The following is a 16,147-nucleotide window of genomic DNA, read 5'->3' as shown; positions in this document are numbered from 1 at the left end:
ACCGGCGGGACCGGGCCGCCGCACCGACGGGCGGGGCTCACAACGGGACGAGCGTGACTTCCGTGGCCTTCACACTGGTCCAGACGGATACGCCCTCGGCCAGGCCGAGTTCGGCGGCGGCGTCGGGCGTGATCTCGGCGATCAGATCGGGCGCCTCGTCCGAGGTGATCAGGACGCGCAGCCGGCTGCCGAGGGCGGTGATCTCGCGGACCGTTCCCCGCCAGACGTTACGGGGGCTGCCGCCGGGCCGTTCGCGGTGTACGGAGACGGCCTCCGGGGCGATGATCGCCAGCACCCGCTCCCCGTCGGAGGACGGCTCGGCGACGGCCAGCCGGCCGCCGTCGGCGAGCCTGAGCCCGTCGGGGCCGAAGGTGCCGGTCCAGGCGTTACGGCCGAGCATCCGGGCGACCCAGGGCGAGCGCGGGTGGCGGGTCACCTCGGTGGGCGGGGCGTCCTGGAGGGTGCGCCCGCCGTCGAGTACGAGGACCCGGTCGGCCAGTGAGACGGCCTCCACCGGGTCGTGGGTGACGATCAGACAGACACCGCCGAAGCCGTCGAGATGACCGCGCAGGGTGTGCCGTACCCGCGCCCGGGTGGTCTGGTCGAGGGCGGCCAGCGGCTCGTCCAGGAGCAGCAGCCGGGGCCGGGCCGCGAGCGCGCGGGCCAGCGCGACGCGCTGTGCCTGGCCGCCGGAGACCTGATGCGGCCTGCGGTGGGCGAGGTGGCCCACGCCGAGCCGGTCGAGCCACTCCTGGGCGCTGCGGCGCGCCTCGGCACGCCGGACGCCGTGGGCGCGCAGCCCGTACGCGGTGTTGGCGAGTGCGCTGAGATGCGGGAAGAGCGCGCCGTTCTGCGGGACCCAGGCGACGCCGCGGCGATGCGGCGGCAGGGAGGTGACGTCCAGGTCGCCGAGGCGGAGTTCGGCGTGGGCGCGTGGGGTCAGTCCGAGGAGGGCGCGCAGGAGGGTGGTCTTGCCGGCTCCGTTGGGCCCGACGACCGCGATGGTGGTGCCGGGGTCGGCGTCCAGGGTGAGCCGGTTGAAGCCGGTGACGTCCGCGTGCAGCCGCCACCGCTCCGCTGACGCCGGAGCCCGGACCGGCCCGGCGCCGGCATCCGGGGCGGCACCGCCTGCCGGATCGGCCGTCGGCCCTTCCGCGTCGTCCGGCTCGGGCTCATGGCCGCGGCCCGGCGCGCGGTCGGCCGTCCCGCCCGTCCAGCGGCCGCGCAGGGCGATGAGTACGGCCATGGCGATGGCGAGCAGCAGCAGCGAGACCGAGGTCGCGGCCTCCGGCGAGTCCTGGAGCAGCAGGTAGACCTGGAGCGGAAGCGTCTGGGTGGTGCCGGGGAGGTTGCCGGCGAAGGTGATGGTCGCACCGAACTCACCGAGCGCGCGCGCCCAGGTCAGCGCGGCGCCGGCGACGAGACCGGGGGCGACCATGGGCAGGGTGACGGTGAGGAACACCCGTACCGGCGAGGCGCCCAGGGACGCGGCGGTCTCCTCGTAGGCGGGCCGCAGTCCGGCGAGTGTGCCTTCGAGGCTGATGACAAGGAACGGCATGGCGACGAAGGTCGCGGCGACCACGGCCCCCGAGGTGTGGAACGGCAGCGTGATGCCGAACGTGTCCTCCAGCCAGGGCCCGAGGAGTCCGCGCCGGCCGAAGCCGAGCAACAGCGCGACACCGCCGACGGTGGGCGGCAGCACCATCGGCAGCAGGACCAGCGAACGCACCAGCGTCTTGCCGGGGAACCGCACCCGGGCCAGCAGCCATGCGAGCGGCACCCCGAGCAGCAGCGAGAGCCCGAGCGCCCAGAACGAGACCAGCAGGGACAGCCGAAGCGCCTCGACCACGCCCGGACTGGTGAGATGCGTGCCGAGTTCGCCCCAGGAGGTACGGGCCAGGATGCCGATCAGGGGCAGCAGCAGAAACGCGATCGCGAGCACGGCGGGCACCACCAGCGCGACGGGGGCGCCGGGACCGCGGGTGCGGATACGGATGCGTCTCATCGGGTCCTCAACGGCTCCTCGGGGCTTCGGGTATCGGATCCCCGGGGCCTCGACGTGGCTTCCGGGGCGCTGGGTTCGGGGGAGGCGGTTGTCGGCCCCCCTCCCCCGAACCGGAAGGCCCTCGACGCGCTTACGGCTTCTGGAATCCCGCGCTCCGAAGGATCTTCTGCGCCTCCGGGCTGCTGAGCCACTCCACGAACGCCTCGGCCGTCCTGGAGTTCTTGGACGCCTTGAGTGTGGCGGCCGGGTAGTCGGCGATGGCGTTCTGCGCGGTGGGGATCTCGACCGCGTCGACCTTGTCGGTCGCGGTGGCGGCGTCCGTCTTGTAGACGATGCCGGCGTCGGCCTCGCCGAGTTCCACCTTGCTCAGTACGGCGCGGACGTTCGGCTCCTCGGAGACCGGCTTCACCTTGATCTTCTGGGCGTCCAGCACCTGCCTGCTGTAGCGGCCGACCGGTACCTCGGGCGTGGCCAGGACGACCTTCAGACCGGGATCGGCGAGATCCTCGAGGTTCTCGATCTTGTCCGGGTTGCCCTCACCGGTGGCGATCACCAGCCGGTTCCTGGCGATGATCGTCGAGGCACCGGTGTCGCCCTTCAGGCCGTCCATGGTCTTGGTGTCGGCGGTGACCAGTGCGTCGGCCGGGGCGCCTTGCTCGACCTGCGCGGCCAGTTCCTGCGATCCGGCGAAGGAGAACGTCACCCGCGTTCCCGGGTTCTTCTTCTCGAAGGCGTCACCCGCCGTCTTGAACACATCGGTCAGCGACGCGGCGGCCAGTACGGTCAGCCTCCCCTTGGGCGCGCCGCTCGCCGAGGCGCTGGAGCCGGCTCCGGCGTCCTTCCCGCCGTCGTCGTTGCCACCGCAGGCGGCCAGTGGCACGAGGAGGGCGGCGGTGAGGACCGCGGCGGCGTGGCGGCGGGTGAGGGCGAGAGACATGGAAGGGGGACTCCTCGGCGGTGCGGCCCGGAACGGGCGACGTGAGCGGATGGTGGCGGAGCGCCGGGTGCGGGACGGAGCGCCGGGTGCGGCCGGTGGGACGCCACAGGCGGATACGGGAGAGCCGGCGACGACGACGGCCCGGGGACGTACGGTCGACTCGGCGTCCCGAAGGGGCCCGTGACACGGCGTCGGCCCGGTCAGGGACGCGGCGCGCTCACGTGAGGTCGATGTGCACGCTGGTCGATTTCACGCGGGCGGTGGCCTGCATACCGACCTCGAACCCCAGTTCCTCGACGGCTTCCCGCGTCAGCAGGGAGACCAGCCGGTGCGGCCCCGCCTGGATCTCCACCTGGGCGGCGACATCGCCGAGTTTGACCGCGGTGACGATGCCCGGGAACGCGTTACGGGCAGAGGTGTACGGGACCTCGTCCTCGCCGGCGCCGCTCTGGCCGACCTCGACGGAGAAGGCCGCGAGCGCACGGCCGTCGATGAGACGACGGCCGCCTTCGTCGCGGTGTGTCGCGACCCGGCCGGCGTCGGCCCAGCGGCGCACGGTGTCGGGGCTCACCCCGAGCAGCCGCGCCGCCTGGCCGATTGTGTAGGACTGCATGTGCGACAAGATAGGCCGAATTCGCTCGTATTTACAATCCTTTGACGGATCACCTGTCGCAGATGCGAGTTCGCCTGAGGAAGGCCCAACACCGGCCGCGGCACTAAACTGTAAGGGACATAGCGACCTAAAACGGGACACTCGATTCCCTGACTCTCGATCCTTGGGGCGTTCTCCATGAGTCTGAGCCTGAGCATCCGCAATCAGCTGCCCGGCACCGTCGTCGGCGTCGTCCCCGGCGCGGCCATGGCCGTGGTCAAGGTGCGTCTGGACGGTGGCCAGCAGATCACCTCGGCCATCACCCTGGAGGCGGCCGAGGATCTGGACCTCGTCGCGGGGACGGCCGTACGCGCGCTGATCAAGGCCACGGAGGTCTCGCTGGCGACGGGTCCGGTCGCGGGGCTCAGTATCCGCAATCACATCCCCGGCACGGTCGCCCATGTCACCACCGATGTCGCCATGTCGGCGGTGAAAGTCACCATCCAGGGAGCCGAGTTGACCGCCGCGATCACCAAGGACGCCGTCAACGACCTCGGGGTCGTGGCCGGTTCGGCCGTGACCGCGCTGATCAAGTCGACGGAGGTCTCGCTCGCGACGACCGGCTGATGGCGGCCGATCCGGGCAGAACGCCCGTATCAGCGCTTGACGGCGCGCAGAATGACGAACTTCGGATCGCTCGTCACGGTCTCGCAGTTGCCGAAGAGCCGTCGCAGCTTGGCGTGGTAGCCGAGGTGGCGGTTGCCGACGATCCACAGTTCACCGCCGGGCCGCAGCGCCGCACGCGCCCCCGTGAACATCCGCCAGGCCGTCGCGTCGGTCGTCGCCTGGTGGGTGTGGAACGGCGGGTTGTTCAGCACGAGGTCGACCGTCCCGGCCGGTACGTCGGACAGGCCGTCGCCGAGGACGAATTCGGCCGGGGTCCGCGCGTCGACGTTCTTGCGGAAGGTGGCCTCCGCCGAGGCCACGGCCGAGAACGACTCGTCGATGAACGTCACCCTGGCCTCCGGGTTGTCCAGGGCCACGGCGGTGCCGATCACACCGTTGCCGCAGCCGAGGTCCACCACATGGTCGAGACCGCGGCGCCGTGGAAGGTTGCGCAGGAAGAACCGGGTGCCGATGTCGAGCCGTTCCGCGCAGAAGATCCCCGCGTGGTTGACGACCGTACGGCCCGATACGACACCGATCTCGTCCGGCAGCGCGTAGCTGTGCGGCCAGGGGCTGGGCGCCCGTACCCGGCCGGCCGCGGGCGCGGAGAGGATCAGTCGTGATTTCCGGACCGCCAGCGAGGTCCTGGTCGGACCGAGGATCTGCTCGAACAGCTTCAGTGTGGAGGTGTGGATCTCGGTGACCCGTCCCGTAGCGACGACGACGGTACCCGGGTGGACACCGGGAGCGAGACGGTACAGCTGGTCCTCCAGCAGCGCCAGGCTCTTGGGCACGCGGATCAGCAGGACGTCGATCCGATCCGGCGGTGTGTCCCTGACGGACAGCAGCCGCACGGCGTCCGTACCGGCGCCGGCGCGCCGCAGATTGGCGCGGGTCGCCTGCTGGGTGAGGTACGAGTCGGTGATCTGGACGAGGGGCCCGGTGACCAGCTGTTCGAGCCGACGCGCGGCGAGAACCGTGGTCAGGGCGCCCCACCGGTCGCCGACGACGGCCACGGTGCCGGACAGGTCCGTGGGCTCCGTCGGCTCGGCCGGATCCTTCGACCCGGCTTCGGTTCCGTCGCCCCCCGCGAGGTGCCGCAACAGATATTCGTCGGCGGTGTCCCACGCGCGCAGCGTGTCGCGGGGATGCTCGGGGAATCGGGTGAGGCCGAACTCGCCCCAGGCTGTCGTCAAACGGTTCATCGTTCCCCCAGGTTAGACGACTCGTCCCGCCCTGCCCGGGGGCGGTCCGCCGCGCGCGGAACGTACCCGGCATCGAGCACCCGCCCCGTCGGCGGCCGGAGGAGCGACGCCGGAGCCCGGGTCCGAAGAGCGACGCCGGGCCCGTACGCCCGCGGACGCTCACGAAGTCGGCCGCTCCCCCGGTTCTCCCGGTTCTCCCGGCCGACGGGCACGGTCGAGGGCGGACTGGGCCTGGTCCGTGGTGAGGACGGCGGCGAATTCGGCGCGCGCGATCTCAAGGACCCGTTCCGCGTCCGCGGGCGGGTGGGGATCGTCGCGCAGCGCGATGTCCGCGGCGGCCTGGGCGAGCAGATCGTCGTCCGGGCACGCCCCCGGCTGGGACATGGTCCGCAGAACCTGATGCCAGAGTCCGGCCATCGCGTCATTCCCCTTAGTCCGTGAGGGCGTCGGACGCCGCGATACCGCCCGTGGAGACGCCGTCCACGGGAGCGCTGTCCACGAAGGTGTGGTCCGCGGGGACGCTGTCCACTGCGATGCCGAGGGTGGCGAGGGCGTGGCGGGTCAGCTCGTCGGCCAGCCGATCCCGGGTGAGTGTGGTGCTGTTGCGGGCCCAGTGCGCGATCAGTTCGTTGACGGCGCCGATGAGCGCGACCATGGCGAGGGTGTAGTCACGTGGGGCGGCCTCGCCGCGCTCGACGGCGCGCTCCGCCTCCCCGGTCAGGAAATCGGTCCACAGACTGCGCCACAACAACCGGTGCTCCTCCACCGGGCGTCCGGCCCCGACGATCTCGACGAAGGCGATCCTGGTGGCCGAGGCGTCGGTGGTGACGGCGTCCAGGAAGGCATGGGCCAGCGAGGTTATTCTTTCGCGGGTGGTCGCCGACTCCGTCGCGGGATCGCTCAGAACCGTCAGTGTGGCCTCCATGCCCGCGCGCGCGACCTCGTTGTGCAGGGCGATCAGCAGCGCCTCGCGGCTCTCGAATTCCTCGTAGAAGGCGCGGATGGAGACATGGGCGCTGGCGCAGATGCGCTCGATGGACGTGGCCGGGTAGCCGCGCGCGGTGAACAGCTCGGTCGCCGTCGCGAGCAGGCGCTCGCGTCGCAGCGCCCGACGGTCCGGAACCGTCGGTGCCGACGCGCCGCCGGTACGGGGTGACTCGGTGCCCGTACGGGTCGCCCCGCAGCCCGTACCGCTTGTGCCACCGCCCGTGGGGATCGCCGGCCCGCCGTCGGGGGCGGTCGACGGGGTGTGCGCGGCTTTACGGACCGGATCCATCCGACCTCCCGAATCGCCCTGTGAACGCGCGGTGTTGTCACCGGTAAGGGCGCTTATCGAGCATGGCACGCACCGCACACCGACACGCCACGTTCCACGAATACTCGACCACCGAAGGGGGCGCGCGGAAGGAAATGAGCGCCCCCTCGCGCCCCGGCCGCGCCCCGTGTGCGCGGCACCACTCGAATGGCTTGTCACACCGGGCTGCCCGATCGTCGGGGCGTGATGCTCGTACTGAGCCGCCGTGTCAGTCCGTACACCGTGGCCGTGCCCGCCCTGACGGTGCCGTGGCACCGATCCGCCGGAGCGAGAGGGGACGCCATGACCACCCCCGCCGATCGGGCGGAGCGCGGGCGGGCCGCGCGCAAGCAGGCATCCCGCTCGTCGCACGGACTGTGGATACCGGGCGCCGACCGGCTCGATCCACTCACCGTACTGGCACGGCAGGACGCCACCCGGGTTCCCGAGCTGCTGCCGCTGCGCTATGAGCGGATGGCCACCTCTCCGTTCGAGTATCTGCGTGGTGCCGCCGCCGTCATGGCCGCCGATCTGGCCGCCCAGCCCAGCACGGGACTGACCGTCCAGCTCTGCGGGGACGCGCATCTGCTGAACTTCGGTGTCTTCGCCTCACTCGAACGAGCCCTGCTCTTCGACCTCAACGACTTCGACGAGACACTGCCGGGCCCCTTCGAGTGGGACGTGAAGCGGCTCGCAGTGAGCATCGCGGTCGCCGCCCGCGACAACGGCCAGTCGGACGACCAGGCCCGGTCCGCCGTACGCGCCTCGGCGGAGGCGTACCGCACGTCGATGCACCGGCTGGCCCTGCTCGGCGAAATCGACGTCTGGTACGACCGCGTCGACACGGCGGACATCCTGTCTCTCGTACGGTCGCGTCACCACGGACCGGCCGAGCCGCAGCCGTCCGGTGCCGGACGGCGCACGACCCTGGGGGAGTTGGAGAGACTCATCGACGTGTCGGACGGGCAGCGCAGGATCACGCCCGACCCGCCGCTGCTGGAACCGGTCGGGCGGCTGGAGACGGCCGTCCTGCGCAGGATCTTCATCGGCTACCGCAGCACGCTCCCGGAGGAACGGCGCATGCTCCTGGACCGTTTCGGCTTTGTCGACGCGGCGCGCAAGGTCACGGGGGTGGCCGGGGTCGGCAGGCGCTGCCACATCGTGCTGCTGGAGGGACGGGCGGCCGGGGATCCGCTGTTCCTCCAGATCAAGGAGGCCGAGAGCTCCGTGCTCGAACCGTATCTCCAGCGCAGTGCGTACACGCACCAGGGCCACCGGGTGGTCGCGGGGCAGCGGCTGCTCCAGGCCGCGGGCGATGTCTTCCTCGGCTGGGTCACCGGACCGGAGGGCCGGCACTTCTACTGGCGTCAGTTGCGCGACATGAAGGGCTCGGCCTCCGTGGACGACCTGTCGCCGTCGCTGCTGCACGACTACGCGAAGCTGTGCGGTACGGCCCTGGCCCGCGCGCACGCCCGGTCCGGCGACCGGATAGCCATCGCCCACTACCTCGGCGGCTCCGGCGTCTTCGACAGCGCCATGGCCGACTTCGCGCTGCGCTACGCCGACCGGAACGCGGCCGACCACGCCTCGCTCGCCTCCGCGGTCGCGGCAGGTCGGATGCCGGACTCCCGGCCTGCGCCCGCCGGTCACCGCTGACGCCCGGTGGTCCGAACCGGCCGCCGGCTGTGAGAAGTCGGGTGATGCCGGTGGCCATCAGGTTCCCCGTGCCCCTACGACGAACCCGGCGAGGCGGGGAGCCCGTCGCGCTCATCAGCGCGCCCACCGCGAGGAGTTGCGGCTGATCCGCCGTATCGGTGACCATGGAGAACGGTGGTTCACCACACGTTTCCCCCCTTGCCGTCCTCCACCGCCCTCCCCCGCCCTCCAGCGAAAGACACCGCATGAGCACGCGTCCGCCCCTGCCGCCCTTCACCCTCGACACGGCGAAGCAGAAGGTCCAAGCCGCCGAGGACGCGTGGAACACCCGCGACCCGCAGCGGGTCTCCCTCGCCTACACCGAGGACTCCCAGTGGCGCAACCGCGACACCTTTGTCACCGGCCGGGACGCCATCGTGGAACTGCTGACGAGGAAATGGGAGCGCGAACTCGACTACGCGCTGCGCAAGGAACTGTGGTCCTTCGACACCGACCGTATCGCCGTGCGCTTCCAGTACGAGAGCCACGACGCGGACGGCCGGTGGTGGCGTTCGTACGGCAATGAACTGTGGGAGTTCGACGAGAACGGCCTGATGTCCCGCCGCGAGGCCAGCATCAACGACGTGCCGATCCAGGAGAGCGACCGCCGTGTCTTCGGCCCCCGCCCCGAGGCGGAACGCGGAGTGACGTTCCCGCTTCAGTAGGCACGCGTGTTGTCCGCCGCTGACAAAGCCGGAGTCCATGACCTGAATCTTCGTCGGCGCCACCTGAGGCGGGCCCGGCCGCGCCCGTACCGTCCGGGCCATGGATACGAGCCGTACGAAGAGACGACGTCAGAAATGGCCCGCCGCCATGATCGCCGGGCTGCTGGCCATGACGGCACTGACCGTGGCGCCCTCCGCCGCCCAGGCCGGGCCGGCACGGGTGGAGGCGCCCGTGGAGTCCCGCTCGCCGGTCGCCGGAATCACCGAAACCGTGGTCGGGGTGAAGGTGCCGCTCCCCGCGTCGGTGGGTGCTCACCCGGCCGACTGCGACTGGCTGTCCTATCTGCGCTACCGGGACAGCGACGGCCCGGCGCTCTCCAGCGACGCTGACAGGATCCTCGTCGCCCAGCCGGGCATCCTCGCAGGCGCCGGAGCCTTCGACAGTGTCGCCAGGAACACACTCACCCAGGCGCGCGAGGTCCGTGCCGCTGTCCTTCATCCAGGCAAGCGCCGGCTTCTTCGACGGCGGACCGGTGGTGGACAAGAACTTCCCGGCGGCGAACGGGAACAACGAGAATCCGGCGCTCTTCGGTACGGAGTACAAGGCCCTGCCGGAGCAGCCGCACGGCCCGCTCTGCACCTGGCGCGACTACGACCGGGTGGGCGCCGCCGACGACCCGGGACACCGGTCGGCGGACGGAACTCCCTTCACCTCCGCGGCCAAGGAGGTCACCGACATCCAGGAACTGGCCCGCAGCCTGTCCGAACAGCCCCTGGACTTCACCGAGAACTACTTCCCGACGAAGCTGGTGACCGACATCCAGCTGGGTACCTCGCCGCAGATCAGCAGGTTCCTGGTGCACAAGGACGGCATCGCTGCCAACCCGGCCGTCACCCTGCTCGCCGGCGACGGACTGCTGGGCGACCGTCCGCCCGCCGACCTGGATCCTGTCGTCGCGCCCGGCTACCAGCATCTGGACGTGCTGACCGCCGCGCCCGTACAGAACGGCGGGAAGCCGGAGTTGGTGTCCACGAGTCCCGCGGCGTTCGCGGTGACTCACTGAGCGTTTTCCCCGTCTCACGGTGCCGACCGTGAGACGGGTGGCGGTGCCTGCCGGCGGGCCGTCAGGCTCCGCCGGCTCTGGCCGCCCGCACGACCGGCACCCTCGTACGGAACCGGGTCCCAAGGGCAGAGCCGTACGTCACCCGACGGGTTCGATACGCAGGACGGCGGCGGTGTCCAGGATCTCGACAACCTTCAGGCTCATGGCGTCGTTGAGGGTCGCGGCGGGTCCCTCGCCACAGCTGAGCCTGACGCCACCGCCGCCCGCCGAGGACACGCTGCCGCCGCCGGAACAGCCCGAAACACTGTAGCCCGACCCCGTCAGCGGCGCGGTCATCTCGACCTCGCCGCCGGTGATCGCCGTTACCTTGATCGGCCCGAGGCCGTACTTTTCCGGCACTGTCACGACGTCGCCCACGGCGACCTCGATCTCACACGTCCCGTCAGCGCACGGGCCGGTCGGCGAGGGCGACGGCGAGGCCGTCTCCTTGGGAGTCGGACCGGCGTCCGACGCCGGTACCCCGGATCCGGACCCACTGGGCCGGCTCTCGGCGGAGGACCCGTCCGAGGAATCCGCGCTACACGACGTGAGAGCGGCGAACACGACAGCGACAACAACGGCCACGACCATGGTGGATGACGTTCTACGCATCATGTCCGCCATTAAACCCGCCACGACCGGGCCCCCTCCCCACCGCCCCCGGGAAGGCGCCCGGCGTGAACGGCCGGCCGGCGGTCCCGAGGGTGCGGGCCATCTCGTCGCCCGCGTGAGTGCGCTCAGATGACGCGGGTCCCGGGTGAGGATCTTGCGGCATCCGGCTCGACCCGCACCATTCCTGTGCGGGTCGAGCCGGATCGATCAGATCAGATCAGAGGCGGTCCGAGAGCCGATCGGGTCAGACCTTGCCCGCCGCGAAGTCGGCGGCCTCGTCCGCGTTCGCGCCGTAGCCCAGGTGGGCGAGCACATCACCGCCGCCCTTCTCGCACACCGGGTCGCCCGTCGCGCAGAAGTCCTTCGCGCGGCTCGCGTACGTACCCGTGACGCTCTTGCCGAGCGCCCGGATCGGATTGCCGAACAGCAGCACCGCGGCGGCCTTCGGCTCGGCCGAGGCGGGGATCGTGGCGACGATCGGGCTGCCGACCACCGCGCCGTCACTGCTGATGCCGATGGAATTGTCCACGACATTCGCACCCTGCGAATAGCCGACCAGAATGAACCTCTGATTCGGGCAGAATGTGGCCTGGCTCCGTACCCGGTTGACGAGTTCGGCGTTGCCTTGCGCGGCCGAGGTGAGACCGAGATCCGCCGGATAGTCCACGCGGTGGCCGGTGAGGGTCTTTCCGCTGATCCGCTTCTTCAGTGCCGCGAAGACCGGGTCGCAGACAATGGCGCCCAGCGTGCCCGGCTCGAAGGTACCGCGGGCCGAGACGACCTCGATGTCCGAGCAGGCGGCGGAGACGGCGGGAGCGGCCGAGACGACGGGCGCGGTCAGCGCGACGACGGCCGAGCCGCCCGCGATGAGCGAGGCCGCGACGGCCAGGCGCGTGACGGTCCGTCGCCGACGTCGTGATGAGGGTGAACGCATGGGGGGAATCCTTCGCACATCATGCGCGGCCGCATTTCCAGGACGGCCGCGCAGCCAATGGGATTTCAAACTGGGAGGGAGCGCGCCCGACGGGTTAGACAGATAAATGACAAGCCTCGTCCGGGAATTCATCCGGAATTGAGCACGGGAACCAGGCCGCGCCGCCCGGCGTTGTCAAGGAGTACGGCCTCATACACGGCGTATGAGGCGCTTCCCGTCGGCCCACCCGGCCGGCCTTGCCGAGAGGACCTCCGATGACCGCGGCAGACTCCGCCAGGACGGACCTGCTCATCCCGGCCGGAAGGCTGAGAGGCCGCAGCGAGGGCGGCGTCGCCGTCTTCCGCGGCATCCCCTACGCCCAGCCGCCCGTCGGCGCGATGCGGTTCGCCGCACCGCGCCCCGTAGCCGCCTGGGACGGGGTGCGGGACGCGGGCTCGTTCGGGCCGCCGTGCCCGCAGGTCGGTATCTACGGCGAGGTCCCGCCGCCCGTCGAGGGACCCGACGCGGACAACTGGCTGACGGTCAACGTGTGGTCGCCGGAGCCCGGTCCCGCCGCCCGGCTGCCGGTCATGGTCTGGATTCACGGCGGCGCCTACATGGCGGGCACGGCCGGTTATCCCAGCTACGACGGCCATCGGCTGGCCGAGAGCGGCGGAGTGGTCGTCGTGACCCTCAACTACCGCCTGGGCATGGAGGGTTTCGCCTCGATCGAGGGGGCGCCCGCCAACCGTGGCCTGCTCGACCAGATCGCCGCGCTGGAGTGGGTACGGGACAACATCACCGCGTTCGGCGGCGATCCCGGTCGGGTGACCGTCTTCGGGGAGTCGGCGGGCGCCGGATCGATCGCCGCGCTGCTGGTCATGGACCGCGCCGCCGGGCTGTTCTCGCGGGCGATCATGCAGAGCGTGCCCGGCACGTATTTTTCGGCCGCGCTGGCCGATGACATCGCCGCCGAGATCACCGCGGGTCTGGGCCTGCGGCCGACGGTGGCCGACCTGGCGGCCATCGCGCCGGACCGGCTCGCCCCGGCGGGTGACAAGGTCGCCGCGACGATGGCCGGGTACGCGGACCGCTGGGGCCGGGTCGCTCACACCTCGGCGCCCTACTCACCGGTCGTCGACGGCGACGTACTGCCGACCGCGCCGTGGCAGGGACTCGCCGACGGGGCCGCACGGGACATCGAGCTGATCGTGGGGCACAACCGCGACGAGTACCGGCTGTTCACCGCCATGGCCGGGCAGCTCGGCAAGATCTCCGAGGAGCGGTCCGGCACCATTCTGAACGCGCTGGGACCGGAGTCCGACGGCGTACGGGCGTACCGCTCCGCCTATCCGGACGCCGACGCCGGGCTCCTGCACGAACTCGTCAGCTCCGACTGGCTGTTCCGCATGCCGACGCTGCGTCTCGCGCAGGCCCAGGCAGCCGCCGGCGGCCGGGTCCATCTGTACGAACTGATCTGGGAAGCCCCGGCGATGGGCGGTGTGCTCGGGGCCTGCCACGCGCTGGACGTGCCGCTCGTCTTCGGCAATCTCACCGGCGGCCTCGCGGACATGGTGATCGGGGAGAACCCGCCGCCGGAGGCGGAGATCCTCTCCACCGAATTCCGCACCGCGTGGACGGACTTCGCGTCCGGCCGGGCGCCGGGCTGGCCCGCGTACGACGCGCAGCGGCGCCTCGCCCGCGTATTCGGCAGGGAAACGGCGGATGTCAGCTACCCCGAGGAGACCTCCCGCCGTCTCTGGCAGGCCCACCACTTCGCGGAACTGCCCCTGCTGACGTCCCCTGACGGTTCATCGACGGACAGTCCGTCGGAGGAACGTCTGTCGGAGGACCGTCTGTCGGGGAACAGCCCTCTGAAGGACGGCCCGTTGCCCAAGGAGCACCGCTCAGCGGTCACCGGCGGCGCGTAGTCTCCGCCGCGGCGCAGCCCTGGGGCCGTGCGGCGCAGCCCGGGGGTCGTCGGAGGGACGGCGCCCCCGGTCATCGCCCCTGTCCTGGCGCGCGGCCACCGTGTGCCGTGCGCGCAGGGCGAGGGAGAGTTCGCGCGCAGGGCGCGGGTGATGTGCGCGCGTGTGGTGTGCGGGGCGATCACCGCGTCGACATAGCCGCGTTCCGCGGCGGCGTAGGGGGTGCCGCAGCTGGCCTCGTACTCCCCGACGAGTTTGGCGCGGAGCGTCTCGGGGTCGGCGGCCTCGGCGAGTTCCCTGCGGTGCAAACACTGACCGCGCCCTCCGCGCCCATGACGGCGATACGGGCGGTGGGCCAGGCGAAGTTGACGTCGGCGCCGAGCTGTATGGAGCCCATGACGGCGTAACCGCCGCCGTACGCCTTGCGGATGACGACGGTGACCTTGGGATCGGTGGCTTCGGCGTAGGCGTACAGCAGTTTGGCGCCGCGCCGGATGATCCCGCCGTGTTCCTGGCGGACCCCGGAGAGATAGCCCGGCACATCGGCGAAGGTCAGCAGCGGGATGCCGAAGGCGTCGCAGCAGCGCACGAAGCGGGCGGCCTTCTCGGAGGCGTCGATGTCCACGACGCCTGCGGTGTGCCGGGGCTGGTTGGCGACGACGCCGACGGAGCGGCCCTCGACACGGGCCGGGGCGCAGATGATGTTGGGTGCGAACAGCTCGTGCACATCGAGGAGTTCACCGTCGTCGACGACGGTCCGCAGGATCTCGCGCATGTCGTACGAGAGATCAAGACGGTCGGGTACGAGACCGTCGAGGCGCAGGTCGGCGGGGCGGGGCGCGAGGGTGTGCGCGGGGGCGTACCGGGGCGGCCGTTGCCGGTTGTTGACCGGCAGGTACGACAGCAGGACCCGCACGATGTCGAGGGCGTCGTCCTCGTCCTCGGCGAGAAAGTGGGCGTTGCCGTTGTCGGTGTTGCTGGTGCGGGCGCCGCCGAGTTCCTCGGCGCTCGTGCGCTAGCTGTACTGATCGGGGACGTTGATTAACCGTGAGTACGGCGGCTGGTTGCCGCAAGCGGTGTGTGGGCGGTGCTGGTTGTAGTGGTGTAGCCACGGCAGCAGAGCGTCTCGGCGTTGTTGCTCGCTGGTGTAACAGCGAGCGTAGGCCCAGCCGTCGGCCATGGTGCGGTGGAAGCGCTCTACTTTGCCGTTGGTCTGGGGACGGTAAGGGCGCGTGAACTTCGGGGTGATCGAGAGGGCGCCGCACGTGTCGCGCCACAGGTAGGACCGGTAGGCACCTCCATTGTCCGAGAGCACTCGTTCGATGGTGACTCCGCGCTCGGCGAACCACTTGACCGCGCGGTGTAGCACGCCGACTGCGGTCACGGCTTTTTCGTCATCGTGAATCTCGGTGTAGGCGACGCGAGAGTGGTCGTCGATGATGGTGTGCACGAATGCGTATCCGAGCTTCGGGCCGCCGTAGGCGTTGCGTGACTTGCCCGGTGTCGCGACGCGATGCTTCTCGCCTTGACGGCGACCGACGTAGCGCCAGCCGCCGCCATCGGGGATGTTCCCGAGCTTCTTCACGTCCACGTGCACAAGTGATCCTGGGTGGTCGTGCTCGTACCGCCGGACGGGTTCACCGGTCGCGCGATCGAGGTAGGCGAGGCGGTTCAGTCGCGCTGATCGCAGGATTCGGTGCACTGTCGACGGGGCGATGTCGAGTCTCGCGGCGAGTTGGACCGGCCCTTCTCGCAGGCTGATGCACCTTTTCGTGACGGTCTCGGGTGTCTTGGTCGGAGACCTCCGTGGACGTGAGGATCGATCCTGCATGGACTCGCCTGCAAGGTAGCGGTCGACCCACCTCTTCACGGTCGGCCAGGACACCTGAAATCGGGCCGCTACTTCGCTGATTGGCCAGCCGTCGTCAACGACGAGTCGAGCGACTTTCATGCGGTGGCGCGGGGTGAGGACAGCGTTCGGATGTGACATTTCTGCGCTCCTGGATAGGGCGAAGGGCCGACCATCGTGTGTGTGGTCGGCCCTTCGAGAACGAACTTGGCGGGTGTGGGGCGTGCAGGTCAGTCCACCGGGGATACCCGAATGAGGTTGCCGTCGGGGTCCATGATCACGAACGTGCGACCGAAGACAGCGTCGTGCGGCCTCTCCACGACGTGGACTCCCTTTGAGACCCAGTTCGTGAAGATTTCGTCAACTGCCGACGGTGGTCCCGGCACCATCAATCCGACCTCGGTTGTGCGAGGGGTGTTCGGGACCGCGTGCTCGCTGTAGCCGGTCCACAGCGCGAACAGGACGCCGGGGGCAACCTCGAAAGCTACGTAGTGGGGACTGGTGAAGGTCGGTTCGATCTCGAACAGGTCGCTGTAGAAGGTGGTAGCGGACTTGGCGTCGCGGACGCCGATCAGGAATAGGTTCGGTGCGGGCATAGAGCGCTCCTCAACTCAGTGATTTCTCGGTACCGCTTCAATTGATCGCCGAATCGCGACAGAACCTGTCATCTTTTTCTGCGAACA

General features: G+C 70.4%; 15 protein-coding genes and 2 pseudogenes. 5 read left to right on the top strand and 12 right to left on the bottom strand.

Annotated features, from left to right (window positions below; all coding sequences use genetic code 11):
- Positions 1 to 37: 37 nt before the first annotated feature.
- From ACIOJD_RS16185 to ACIOJD_RS16175, 3 genes are all read right to left on the bottom strand, one after another.
- On the bottom strand, positions 38 to 2,005 hold the full coding sequence (locus ACIOJD_RS16185) for an ABC transporter permease (RefSeq protein WP_401913452.1): 1,968 nt from the start codon (positions 2,003 to 2,005) through the stop codon (positions 38 to 40).
- Positions 2,006 to 2,135: 130 nt separating this feature from the next.
- The gene (gene modA, locus ACIOJD_RS16180) at positions 2,136 to 2,942 is read right to left on the bottom strand and encodes a molybdate ABC transporter substrate-binding protein (RefSeq protein ID WP_401913450.1); all 807 of its coding nucleotides are present in this window, start codon (positions 2,940 to 2,942) and stop codon (positions 2,136 to 2,138) included.
- 217 nt (positions 2,943 to 3,159) lie between these two features.
- Positions 3,160 to 3,555: a molybdopterin-binding protein gene (locus tag ACIOJD_RS16175; protein WP_401888975.1), complete on the bottom strand. Its 396-nt coding sequence runs from the start codon at positions 3,553 to 3,555 to the stop codon at positions 3,160 to 3,162.
- 183 nt (positions 3,556 to 3,738) lie between these two features.
- Between ACIOJD_RS16175 and ACIOJD_RS16170 the strand changes: the two genes are divergently transcribed.
- On the top strand, positions 3,739 to 4,161 hold the full coding sequence (locus ACIOJD_RS16170; RefSeq protein ID WP_401913917.1) for a molybdopterin-binding protein: 423 nt from the start codon (positions 3,739 to 3,741) through the stop codon (positions 4,159 to 4,161).
- Between the two features lie 29 nt (positions 4,162 to 4,190).
- On the opposite strand, the gene ACIOJD_RS16165 is transcribed toward ACIOJD_RS16170, so the two are convergent.
- From ACIOJD_RS16165 to ACIOJD_RS16155, 3 genes are all read right to left on the bottom strand, one after another.
- On the bottom strand, positions 4,191 to 5,405 hold the full coding sequence (locus ACIOJD_RS16165; protein ID WP_401913448.1) for a methyltransferase: 1,215 nt from the start codon (positions 5,403 to 5,405) through the stop codon (positions 4,191 to 4,193).
- Between the two features lie 159 nt (positions 5,406 to 5,564).
- Positions 5,565 to 5,822, bottom strand: a complete 258-nt coding sequence (locus ACIOJD_RS16160; RefSeq protein ID WP_401913446.1) for a hypothetical protein — start codon at positions 5,820 to 5,822, stop codon at positions 5,565 to 5,567.
- 13 nt (positions 5,823 to 5,835) lie between these two features.
- The gene (locus ACIOJD_RS16155) at positions 5,836 to 6,681 is read right to left on the bottom strand and encodes a TetR/AcrR family transcriptional regulator (RefSeq protein ID WP_401913444.1); all 846 of its coding nucleotides are present in this window, start codon (positions 6,679 to 6,681) and stop codon (positions 5,836 to 5,838) included.
- A gap of 321 nt (positions 6,682 to 7,002) precedes the next feature.
- Between ACIOJD_RS16155 and ACIOJD_RS16150 the strand changes: the two genes are divergently transcribed.
- Positions 7,003 to 8,355, top strand: a complete 1,353-nt coding sequence (locus ACIOJD_RS16150; protein WP_401913441.1) for a DUF2252 domain-containing protein — start codon at positions 7,003 to 7,005, stop codon at positions 8,353 to 8,355.
- Positions 8,356 to 8,600: 245 nt separating this feature from the next.
- Positions 8,601 to 9,059 (top strand): DUF1348 family protein, encoded by a 459-nt coding sequence (locus ACIOJD_RS16145; protein ID WP_401913439.1) that lies wholly within the window; start codon positions 8,601 to 8,603, stop codon positions 9,057 to 9,059.
- 129 nt (positions 9,060 to 9,188) lie between these two features.
- Here ACIOJD_RS16145 and ACIOJD_RS16140 read toward each other — a convergent pair whose 3' ends face one another.
- A complete protein-coding gene (locus ACIOJD_RS16140; protein ID WP_401913951.1) occupies positions 9,189 to 9,323 on the bottom strand; it encodes a hypothetical protein in 135 nt (44 codons plus the stop codon).
- Here ACIOJD_RS16140 and ACIOJD_RS16135 point away from each other — a divergent pair.
- Positions 9,280 to 10,123: pseudogene (locus ACIOJD_RS16135) on the top strand (hypothetical protein). The gene ACIOJD_RS16140 and the pseudogene ACIOJD_RS16135 sit on opposite strands and share 44 nt — an antisense overlap.
- 138 nt (positions 10,124 to 10,261) lie before the next feature.
- Here ACIOJD_RS16135 and ACIOJD_RS16130 read toward each other — a convergent pair.
- Positions 10,262 to 10,540 (bottom strand): hypothetical protein, encoded by a 279-nt coding sequence (locus ACIOJD_RS16130; RefSeq protein WP_401913436.1) that lies wholly within the window; start codon positions 10,538 to 10,540, stop codon positions 10,262 to 10,264.
- Positions 10,541 to 11,018: 478 nt separating this feature from the next.
- Positions 11,019 to 11,708 carry a cutinase family protein gene (locus ACIOJD_RS16125; RefSeq protein ID WP_401913433.1) on the bottom strand — a complete coding sequence of 230 codons (690 nt, stop codon included), beginning with the start codon at positions 11,706 to 11,708 and terminating at the stop codon, positions 11,019 to 11,021.
- A gap of 254 nt (positions 11,709 to 11,962) precedes the next feature.
- On the opposite strand from ACIOJD_RS16125, the gene ACIOJD_RS16120 reads away from it, so the two are divergent.
- Complete coding sequence (locus ACIOJD_RS16120) at positions 11,963 to 13,618, top strand: carboxylesterase/lipase family protein (RefSeq protein WP_401913431.1); 1,656 nt, start codon at positions 11,963 to 11,965, stop codon at positions 13,616 to 13,618.
- 131 nt (positions 13,619 to 13,749) lie between these two features.
- Here the strand turns inward: ACIOJD_RS16120 and ACIOJD_RS16115 are convergent.
- From ACIOJD_RS16115 to ACIOJD_RS16105, 3 genes and pseudogenes are all read right to left on the bottom strand, one after another.
- Positions 13,750 to 14,630: pseudogene (locus ACIOJD_RS16115) on the bottom strand (acyl-CoA carboxylase subunit beta); the annotation flags it as partial.
- Positions 14,631 to 15,605 (bottom strand): IS481 family transposase, encoded by a 975-nt coding sequence (locus ACIOJD_RS16110; protein ID WP_401913428.1) that lies wholly within the window; start codon positions 15,603 to 15,605, stop codon positions 14,631 to 14,633.
- An 89-nt stretch (positions 15,606 to 15,694) separates the two neighbouring features.
- Positions 15,695 to 16,060: a VOC family protein gene (locus ACIOJD_RS16105; RefSeq protein ID WP_401913426.1), complete on the bottom strand. Its 366-nt coding sequence runs from the start codon at positions 16,058 to 16,060 to the stop codon at positions 15,695 to 15,697.
- Positions 16,061 to 16,147: the final 87 nt, after the last annotated feature.

The organism is Streptomyces sp. NPDC088116, from assembly GCF_044741745.1.
In the GTDB taxonomy this organism is placed as follows: Bacteria; Actinomycetota; Actinomycetes; order Streptomycetales; family Streptomycetaceae; genus Streptomyces.
The sequence above is the reverse complement of the archived record's forward strand: the minus strand, read 5'-3'. Positions and strand labels throughout refer to the sequence as shown.

Coding starts and splice junctions, on each gene's coding strand:
- ACIOJD_RS16150 (WP_401913441.1), top strand. CDS start 7,003: ATGACCACCCCCGCCGATCGGGCGGAGCGCGGGCGGGCCGCGCGCAAG.
- ACIOJD_RS16145 (WP_401913439.1), top strand. CDS start 8,601: ATGAGCACGCGTCCGCCCCTGCCGCCCTTCACCCTCGACACGGCGAAG.
- ACIOJD_RS16105 (WP_401913426.1), bottom strand. CDS start 16,060: ATGCCCGCACCGAACCTATTCCTGATCGGCGTCCGCGACGCCAAGTCC.
- ACIOJD_RS16185 (WP_401913452.1), bottom strand. CDS start 2,005: ATGAGACGCATCCGTATCCGCACCCGCGGTCCCGGCGCCCCCGTCGCG.
- ACIOJD_RS16155 (WP_401913444.1), bottom strand. CDS start 6,681: ATGGATCCGGTCCGTAAAGCCGCGCACACCCCGTCGACCGCCCCCGAC.
- ACIOJD_RS16160 (WP_401913446.1), bottom strand. CDS start 5,822: ATGGCCGGACTCTGGCATCAGGTTCTGCGGACCATGTCCCAGCCGGGG.
- modA (WP_401913450.1), bottom strand. CDS start 2,942: ATGTCTCTCGCCCTCACCCGCCGCCACGCCGCCGCGGTCCTCACCGCC.
- ACIOJD_RS16110 (WP_401913428.1), bottom strand. CDS start 15,605: ATGTCACATCCGAACGCTGTCCTCACCCCGCGCCACCGCATGAAAGTC.
- ACIOJD_RS16165 (WP_401913448.1), bottom strand. CDS start 5,405: ATGAACCGTTTGACGACAGCCTGGGGCGAGTTCGGCCTCACCCGATTC.
- ACIOJD_RS16125 (WP_401913433.1), bottom strand. CDS start 11,708: ATGCGTTCACCCTCATCACGACGTCGGCGACGGACCGTCACGCGCCTG.
- ACIOJD_RS16120 (WP_401913431.1), top strand. CDS start 11,963: ATGACCGCGGCAGACTCCGCCAGGACGGACCTGCTCATCCCGGCCGGA.
- ACIOJD_RS16175 (WP_401888975.1), bottom strand. CDS start 3,555: ATGCAGTCCTACACAATCGGCCAGGCGGCGCGGCTGCTCGGGGTGAGC.